The sequence below is a fragment of the Pseudomarimonas arenosa genome (assembly GCF_014841215.1).
Classification (GTDB): domain Bacteria; phylum Pseudomonadota; class Gammaproteobacteria; order Xanthomonadales; family Xanthomonadaceae; genus Pseudomarimonas; species Pseudomarimonas arenosa.
This window is the reverse complement of record NZ_JACYTR010000062.1, coordinates 20,342-29,017: the sequence shown is the minus strand read 5'-3', so window position 1 is coordinate 29,017 and position 8,676 is coordinate 20,342. Positions and strand designations below refer to the sequence as shown.

General features: G+C 63.5%; 5 protein-coding genes. 4 read left to right on the top strand and 1 reads right to left on the bottom strand.

The window, feature by feature from the left end; genetic code table 11:
• Positions 1 to 128: 128 nt before the first annotated feature.
• A complete protein-coding gene (locus IFO71_RS18510) occupies positions 129 to 1,532 on the bottom strand; it encodes an MBL fold metallo-hydrolase RNA specificity domain-containing protein (RefSeq protein ID WP_225444778.1) in 1,404 nt (467 codons plus the stop codon).
• 147 nt (positions 1,533 to 1,679) lie between these two features.
• Here IFO71_RS18510 and IFO71_RS18505 point away from each other — a divergent pair, with 147 nt between their 5' ends.
• From IFO71_RS18505 to IFO71_RS18490, 4 genes are all read left to right on the top strand, one after another.
• On the top strand, positions 1,680 to 3,032 hold the full coding sequence (locus IFO71_RS18505; protein ID WP_192031163.1) for a M16 family metallopeptidase: 1,353 nt from the start codon (positions 1,680 to 1,682) through the stop codon (positions 3,030 to 3,032).
• Positions 3,029 to 4,471: a M16 family metallopeptidase gene (locus tag IFO71_RS18500; protein ID WP_192031162.1), complete on the top strand. Its 1,443-nt coding sequence runs from the start codon at positions 3,029 to 3,031 to the stop codon at positions 4,469 to 4,471. The genes IFO71_RS18505 and IFO71_RS18500 overlap by 4 nt, the downstream gene beginning before the upstream one ends.
• 114 nt (positions 4,472 to 4,585) lie before the next feature.
• On the top strand, positions 4,586 to 6,697 hold the full coding sequence (locus tag IFO71_RS18495) for a M13 family metallopeptidase (RefSeq protein ID WP_192031161.1): 2,112 nt from the start codon (positions 4,586 to 4,588) through the stop codon (positions 6,695 to 6,697).
• Positions 6,698 to 6,801: 104 nt separating this feature from the next.
• Positions 6,802 to 8,673 (top strand): M13 family metallopeptidase, encoded by a 1,872-nt coding sequence (locus tag IFO71_RS18490; protein ID WP_192031160.1) that lies wholly within the window; start codon positions 6,802 to 6,804, stop codon positions 8,671 to 8,673.
• Positions 8,674 to 8,676 lie beyond the last annotated feature (3 nt).

The window sequence follows — 8,676 nt, the reverse complement described above, 5'->3', positions numbered from 1 at the left end:
GGGGCATTGCGTCTGAATTCCGGAAAAACATCCCAAAAGCAGCCAAATCCGGTCTGCGAAGGCCACACGAACGTCCGGTCGGGACGAACGTCGCGATCTTGAGGGGCTCGTGAAATATCCGGGTTAGCTCAGAACTTCGCCACCTGGCCGGGTTTTGGCAGGCGAACTTCGGCCCTGAACTCGGCTTCGAGCTTTTCCTTCAATGCCCGCCGCGCGGCATCTTCGCCGTGAATCAGGCATACCGGTGGGCGCTGGTGAAAATGGCCATACCAGGCTGCCAGCTGATTCTGATCGGCATGGGCGGAGAGCCCGCCGACAGTATGGCGGCGTGCACGGACGCGAATCTTTTCGCCATAGATGGTGACGAACTCGGCGCCGTCGACCAGCTGACGGCCGAGCGTGCGTGCGGCCTGATAGCCCACAAACACCACATCGCAGTTTTCGCGCCAGAGGTTGTGCCGCAGGTGATGCTTGATCCGCCCTCCGGTGCACATGCCCGATCCGGCAATGATGATCTGACCGCTGGCGCGCTTGTTCAGCGCCATCGAATCCTGCACATCGCTGATCAGGCGCAAGTTCGGCATGGCAAAGGGATTCAGCCCCTTGGCAAACAGCTCTTTGGCTTCGCGATCAAACAGGTTGATATGACGCTGGTAGAGCTCGGTGACCTTCAGCGCCATCGGCGAATCAAGGTTGATCTGCCATTGCTCGAGTTCCCACTCGCGAAAGTAGCGCGCCATCCAGTAGAGAATCTCCTGCGTGCGACCGACCGCAAAGGCCGGGATCAACACGTTTCCACCATCTTCTCTGGCCTGACGCAGCACTGCCCCCAGCTCTTTCACGGTGTCAGCCCGATTGCGGTGACATCGATCGCCATAGGTGCTTTCCATCAACACCAGATCCGCTTCGTGCATCGCTGTTGGATCACGCAGAATCGGCGCGGCATTGGGGCCTATATCGCCGGAGAACACCAAGGTCTTGCGCTTGCCGCGTTGCTGGTACACCAGCTCGACGATGGCCGCGCCGATGATGTGGCCGGCGTCTTCGAAGCGTAAGGTCAATCCGGGCAGGATTTCGCGGCGCTCGCCATACTCCAGCGGCTTCACCTGCTTGAGCGTGTCGATCACATCGCGCAGCAAGTACAAGGGCTCGACCTTACCCTCGCCGCGGCGCTGCCGTGCCCGAGTTTCGCGCTCGGCGTCGGCGGCGGCCAGCCGGGCCGAGTCTTCCAACATGATCCGCAGCAAGTCAGCGGTGGCCGCGGTCATATAGATCGGCCCTGAGTATCCGCGCTTGACCAGCAGCGGCAGACGACCGCAGTGATCGATATGGGCGTGGCTGACCACCACCGCATCGAGTTGTCGCGGGTCGAAGCCGAAGCCGGCGGCATTGCGCGCATCTTCATTACCGCCGCCTTGAATCAGGCCACAGTCCAGCAGTACCTGCCTATCCTCGTACTCGAGCCGATGCAGGGAGCCGGTCACCTCGCCAGCTGCCCCGTGAAAACGCACCCGCAACGACGGCTCCCGCATGTCGACTCCTCCCTGGACTGGCCGGCCGGCGCGCCGCTCGCGCTGGCGATCTGCGCTCCACCTTAGCACCCCGGCCAAACCTTCGGCACTTGCCGCAGCAAGCCCCCACGTCTATAAGGCGGGGCTCACTCCGAGGGGAACCGATTCATGAGACGCGTGCTTACTGGCTTGATGGCAGCCTTGCTGCTGTCGCCCGTTGCGGCCAAACAGGCGCCGCATGCTGAGGCTGGCGATGATGCCGCCAAGGCGATTGCCTCGAAAACGCTGGACAACGGCCTGCAGATCATCGTCTGGCCCGACCACGACATTCCGAACGTCGCCCTGTACACCTTCTACAAGGTCGGCGGGCGCAATGAGTATCCGGGCATCACCGGCATCGCCCACTACTTTGAACACATGATGTTCAACGGCACCTCGACCCTGAAGCCGGGCGAGTTCGACCGGGTGATGGAGGCCGCCGGTGGTTCCAACAATGCCTACACTTCGAACGACCTCACCGTCTACCAGGACTGGTTCCCGGCCAGCGCGCTGAACACCATCTTCGATCTCGAATCCGATCGCATGGCCAATCTGGACTTCGACCCTGAGGTGGTGGAGAGCGAACGCGGCGTGGTCTATTCGGAGCGTCGTTCGCGGGTAGACAACGACAATTTCGGCAGTCTGCTCGAGCAGCTGAATGCCACCGCCTACGTTGCACATCCCTACCAGTTCCCGGTGATTGGCTGGCCTTCGGATATCGAGAGCTGGACCATCGACCAGCTGCGCGACTTCTACCGCACCTACTACGCGCCGAACAATGCGGTGATGGTGGTGGTGGGTGATGTAAAGCCGGAACAGATCTTCGCGCTGGCCGAGGCCAAGATCGGCAAGATTCCGGCGCAGCCGGCACCGCGTGCGATCACCACCAAGGAGCCGGAGCAAAAAGGCGAACGCCGGGTGCTGGTGGAAAAGGAGGCGCAGACCCCGCTGATTGCCATCGGCTATCACGCCACTGCCGCCAGTGATGCCGATACACCGGCAGTGGAACTGCTGGCCTCGATTCTGTCGCAGGGCGACTCTTCCCGTCTGCATCAGGGGCTGGTGGAGAAACAGGTGGCGGTGAGTGCCGGCGCATTCTTCCGCGCCGGTTTCGATCCCAGCCTGTTGGTGGTGTACGCGGTGGTGCCGCCCGGCGGCGATCCGGCCAAGGTGGAAACCGAGATCGATGGCGAGATCGACCGTCTGATCAAGGATGGCATTCGGGCAGACGAGTTGGACAAGGCCAAGAATCAGATGCTGGCGCAGTTCTGGCGCCGTCAGGCCACCATCGCCGGCAAGGCACAGGCCATCGGCAGCTATCAGGTCTTCAATGGCGACTATCGCCAGCTGTTCGATGCACCGCAGCAGTACGCCGCGGTCTCCGCTGAGGATATTCAGCGGGTTGCCGCCAGGTATTTGAACCGCAACAACCGCACCGTCGGCGTGCTGCGCCCGGCCGTCAGCGCGGAGGAATCGAAATGATCATCCTTAACCAATCGCTCAATCGCCTTGCCGCAACCGCGGGCCTGTTGCTTGGCCTCAGCTTCGGCCAGGCGCACGCCGGTGATGTCAAACTGCCGGAATTCAGCCGCCATCAACTCGACAACGGCGCCACCGTACTGTTGATGCCCAAGCACGACGTTCCGCTGGTGGCGCTGGATATCAGCGTGCGCGGCGGTGCCGTACAGGAACCGGCGGATCGCGCCGGCCTGGCAACGATATTGTCGGAGCTGATGCAGAAGGGCGCCGGCAAGCGCGATGCCCTGAGCTATGCCGCGGCGATCGATGCTGTGGGCGGCCGGATCAATGTCGGCGGCGGTCGACACGCGCTGTCGTTGAGCGCGGAGTTCCTGGCCAAGGACAGCGAATTGATGCTGGACCTGGCGGCCGACACGCTGCGTCGTCCGCTGCTTGAGCAAGCCGAGTTCGAGAAGGTCAAGACGCGCAGCCTGCAAAGTCTGAAGGCGGCCAAGGACAGCGGTCCGGATCGATTGATCGGCAATTACGGCCAGGCCTGGTTGTTCGGCGATCACCCCTACGGCCGCCCGGTGAGCGGCAGCGAAGACAGCATCGCCAGGATCGACTATGCCGACGTCAAGGCATTCATGCAGGATCACGTCGGCGGCAACCGCGCCATCATCACCGTGGTCGGCGATTTCGACAGCAAGAGCATGCTGGGCGCGGTAAAGAAGCGCTTCGCCGACTGGAAGCCCGCGCAGGGCAAGCTCGCCGAACTGCCCGGCGCGCCGGCCTCGGGCACAGCTCGCGTGCTGTTGATCGACAAACCCGATGCCACCCAAACGTATTTCTGGCTCGGCAACCTCGGCCCGGGCATCGATGATCCGGCAAGGCCCGCACAGGATCTGGTGCGCACCGTATTCGGCGGGCGTTTCACCTCCATGCTGAACACCGAGTTACGCGTAAAGAGCGGGCTGACCTACGGCGCCCGTGCCGGACTTGATCGCCTGCGCGGTACCGGGGTCGCGGCGATCACCTCGTTCACCCGCACCGACGCCACCGAACAGGCCTTGGACATGGCGCTCGATACGCTCAAGCGGCTGCACGATCAAGGCATCGATCAGGCGACCCTGGAATCTGGTCGAAACTACATGCTGGGGCAGTTCGCACCGCAGCTGGAAACCGCCGCTCAACTGGCCGATCAGCTGGCCACCCTGGAGCTGCATGGTCTGGGCCGCGAGCAAATCGATCAGTTCGGCAGCCGCCTGCGTGCGGTCACCGAGCAATCGGCCAATGCCGCCACCCAGGTATTTGCGCCGGCCGACCGCCTGGCCATCGTGCTGATCGGCAAAGCCGAGGCCATTCGCGAGCTGGCCAAGAAGTACGGCCCGGTCAGCGAAATGTCGATCAGCGACGGCAGCTACTCGCCCAGCGCAGCAGCCAGCGGCCGGCAGCAGGACTGACCTCGCCACCGCACCAAGTGTGATCCACATCACACCCTTGCGGCGACGTCGCAGCGAAACTGTGACGTTTAGCTTGATACGGCGCGATATACGCGCCCCTGTTTGGAGAACTACATGCGATTGAACGCCCCGAAACTCGGCCTGCTCAGCTTGGCCATCACCCTGTCGCTGGGCGCCTGCAGCCAGCAGCAAGCCGAAGCTCCGGCCCCGCAGGCCACCGCCCCGGCGCCGGTCGAGTTCAAGCTCGACGAGAGCAAGCTGCCGGCCGTGGTCAGCTATCAGGCCAGCGATCTGAATGCCGAGGTACCGGTGTGCCAAAATCTGGCCGACCACGTCAACAGCACGTGGCTGGCGGCCAATCCGGTGCCGGCCGATCGCAGCACCTGGGGCAGCTTCGAGACCCTGGGCGAGCGCTCGTTGGGCGTGCAAAAGCAGATCGTCGAAGCCGCCGGCGGCAATGCCGGCGCGACCGGCGTCGAAAAGCTGATCGGCGATATCTGGGCCACCGGCATGGATGAGGCGGCGATCAATGCGGCCGGCATCAACCCGATCGCCGAAGAACTGCAGCGCATCGCTGCGCTGAAAGACGGCAGGGAAATCGCCCAGTACCTGCGCGACAGCGCTGCTCGTGGCGATGGCTTCCTGTTCGGCTTCGGCCCCTCGGCCGATTTCAAAGACTCGAACATGAACATCGCCTACGCCGTGCAGGCGGGTCTCGGCCTGCCAGACCCCAGCGTCTACTCCAGCGACCGCGAAGATCATCAGAAGAATCGCGCCGACTATCTGGCGCATATCGCCAATGTGCTGAAGCTGGCCGGTGATGACGAAGCCACGGCGCAGGCCAAGGCCGAGCAGATCATGGCCTTCGAAACCCGCCTGGCCAAGGTCTCGCTGACCCGCAAGGAAATCGCTCGCGACGTTTCCAAGTACTACAACCCGGTCAGCCTTGAACAGGCCGATGAGCTGACGCCGAACTTCAGCTGGACCGCCTTCTTCGAATCACAGGGCGTGGCCAAGCCGGCGATGTTCTCGTTGGCGATGCCGGACTTTCACAAGGAAGTCAGCGCCATGCTGGAAGAAGTGCCGGCGGAGCAGTGGCAGGCCTATCTGCGTTTCCACACCATCGACAATGCCTCGCCCTACCTGGCCGACGCCTTTGCCCAGGAGAACTTCAACTTCTACGGCAAGGCACTGCGTGGCCAGGAAGAGATGCAGGAACGCTGGAAGCGCGTACTCAACACCATCAATGGCACCACCGCCGAGGCGCTGGGCCAGCTGTACGTCAAGCACGCCTTCCCGCCGGAATCGAAGACCAAGATGCAGGCGCTGGTGAAGAACCTGTCCGATGCGCTGAAGATTCGTCTGGAAAACCTGGAATGGATGAGTGCCGAGACCAAGGCCAAGGCGCTGGAGAAGTGGGCCAGCTTCACCCCGAAGATCGGCTATCCGGACAAATGGCGTGATTGGTCCGGCCTGATCACCTCGCGTGACAGCTATGTCGGCAATATCATGGCCGCCAACGGCTTTAACTATCAGTTTGAGCTAGCCAAGATCGGCAAGCCGGTCGACAAGTCCGAGTGGGGCATGCCGCCGCAGATGGTCAATGCCTATTACAACCCGCAGCAGAACGAGATCGTGTTCCCGGCCGCCATCCTGCAGCCGCCGTTCTTCGATCCAAGTGCCGATCCGGCCCTGAACTACGGCGGCATCGGCGCGGTGATCGGCCACGAAATGATCCACGGCTACGATGACCAGGGCAGCCGCTTCGATGCCAACGGCAACTTCGAGAACTGGTGGACCGACGCCGATCGTCAAGGCTTCGAAGCACTGACCGAGAAGCTGGTGGCACAGTTCAATGAGTATGAGTCGATCGACGGCATCCACGTCGATGGCAAACTGACCCTGGGTGAGAACATCGCCGATCTCGGCGGCCTGTCGGTGGCTCATTCGGCCCTGCAGGCAGCCCTGGCGGCCGATCCTTCACTGAACACCGAGATCGATGGCCAAACCCAGGAGCAGCGCTTCTTCATGAACTGGGCCACCGTGTGGCGGCGCAACTTCAAGCCGGAAGAGCTGAAAGTGCGGCTCAGCACCGACTCGCACGCGCCAGCCAACTTCCGCGCCATTGGTGCACCGTCGAACCTGCCGGCCATGGCGACCGCCTTCAGCTGTCAGGAAGGCGACCCGATGGTGCGCGCCGAAGCCGAGCGCATCGTGATCTGGTAAGCCATCGCCGAAGTACCGATCGCAACGACTGCGATCGGATCGGTATCAAAGCGAACGCGGCCCGGGGTATCCTCCCGGGCCGTTTTCATCTCTGAGTCCTGCGCATGGCTGCCCGCTGCTTCGCCAGTTGTTTGTCGATCTGCGCCCTGTTGAGCGGAACCGGTGTGCTGGCGGTCGATCGCATCGACCCGCGCCACTTCGACCCCAAAGCCGAGGCCTGCACCGACCTCTACCAGTTCGCCAATGGTGGCTGGCTGGCCAGCACGCCGGTACCACCGGGCCTGCAACGCAACGACTGGCGAGTAGAACAGAGCCAGACGGTAGCCGGGCAACAGCAGCAACTGCTGCTCGGTCTGCGCAGTGACAGCGACGACGCGCTGGAAGCCAGCGTGGCGACGCTGATCGCCAGCGTGCAGAACGAGGAATCCCTACCCGGGGCGCGACAGCAGGCGCTGGCTGCCTTGCTGCCCGCGCTGGAACAGATTCAGCGCCCGGCACATGTGCGCGAGCTGCTTACCCGCTACCAGCAGCGCGGCCTGCCGCTGCTGTTCTTTGCCCGCCGCGCCGGCGACTCGGTGATCATCGAAACCGATCTGCTGACCCTGCCCGATCCGCAGTTCTATCTCTCGCCGCATATGCAGGGCGAGGTCTGGCGCAGTCGCTTGGGTCAATACATCGAAGAGCTGCTGCAGGCGTCCGGCTCAACCGATCTGGCCACCGAAACTGCCTGGGCATTGGATTTCGAGATGAAGCTGGCCGAGGCGATGCGCCGACCGAGCCCGACCAATCTGAGTCTGCGCGAACTCGACCAGCGCACCCCCGGCCTTGAGTGGAAACCACTGTTAAAGGCGCTCGACCTGGACGACGCCAAGCAGTTTCGGGTCAGTGACTTTTCGCCGTTCCCCACCGTCAATACGCTGATTGCAGAAGCGCACCCGGTGCAGTGGAAGTCCTGGTTGCGGTTTCGCATCGTCCACCTGCTGGCGCCCTATCTGGATGCCCCCTTCCGCGACCCGCATGACCGGCTGATTCGCGCTCAATTGCTGCAGCAGACGCTACCGATCAGCAGCGAACAACGCGCGCATGATCTGGCTCAGCGGCTGCTCGGCACGGCGATACGACAGCTGTATGCCGAACGGCAGGTGGGCGAGGCAGAACGCGCTGCCATCGAGCAGCTGTGGGCCGCGTTGACCACCCAGCTCGGCGCTGCGATCGAACGCCATCCAGACTGGAGCGACAAGACCCGACAACGCGCGGCCGACAAGCTGGCCGCCGTGCGCCTGCAGATTGGTCCGCAGCAGGCACGTCCCGACCTTGGCAAGCTGCGGCTGGCGGCGGACAACCTGCCCGGCAACGCCCTGGCCTTGCTGCGCTGGCGGCAACAGCATATGGCGCCGCCCGAGGATCTCGGATGGCTGCAGTATCGGCCCGAGCACAACCAGCTGCAGTTGGCCGCCGGCGCCCTGCAGCGCCCGCTGTTCGACCCCGCGGCCGAACCGGCCTTGCAGTACGGTGGCCTGGGCGTGTTGCTCGCTCATGAACTGATCCATGGATTCGATCTGGGCGGCGCCAGCTTCGATGCCGCGGGGGCTCAGCAGCCCTGGTGGAGCGAACAGGAGCGCGCCGGCTTCCTGACCCGGGTCGCTGCACTGGACCAGGCGCAAGGTCTGAGCGAGCCCTTGCTGGGCAACACCCGCTATGAACGCGCTGCCGACCTCGCAGCCCTGCGTCTCAGCTTTGCCGCCTTCCTTGCGCAACCGGCCGGAAGCTCGGAACGACTGCACGGACTCAGCGCGGAGCAGCGCTTCTTTGTCGCCTGGGCCAGCCAGCTGCGCGAGAACGTGCTGCCGAGTACGGCCGCCCCTGAATGGCCGAGTGCCCAGCGGGTCAATGCCGCCCTGCCCTGGGTGCCGGGCTTTGCCGCTGCCTACTCGTGCCGCACCAGCCAAGCACTGGCACCTGAGTTCTGGCCCTGATTC